Here is a 322-nt window from a genome sequence, read left to right as displayed (position 1 = left end):
GGGCGAGATGGACCAGAAGAGCCGCCGAAACGCTTAATCCGCCGACCCAGCCGAGATCGGCGGGGCTCCACGCCGCAAGCACGGCGCCGCCCAAGGCACCGCCGATCGCAAAGCCGAGATACATGGCCGAGGCGTTGAGCGAGAGCGCGATCATCGAGGCCTGTGGCTCGATCCGGATGATGCTGGCGACCTGGGCCGGGTAGAACGCCCATCCCGAGATGCCCCAGAGGAAGATCGCACCTAGCACCGCGTAATGCGCCTGTTCCGGCATCAGCTTCAGGACCAGCGAATGCAGGATCAGCGCGCTGGCCATGCCGGCAAG

General features: G+C 66.1%; 1 pseudogene. It reads right to left on the bottom strand.

Annotated features, from left to right (window positions below):
- Nucleotides 1-322: pseudogene (locus IVB32_RS06665) on the bottom strand (MFS transporter); the annotation flags it as partial.

Source organism: Bradyrhizobium sp. 23, assembly GCF_023073295.1.
GTDB classification, from domain to species: Bacteria; Pseudomonadota; Alphaproteobacteria; order Rhizobiales; family Xanthobacteraceae; genus Bradyrhizobium; species Bradyrhizobium canariense_D.
Note: the sequence above shows the minus strand (reverse complement) of the source record. Positions and strands in the feature narration are given on the sequence as shown.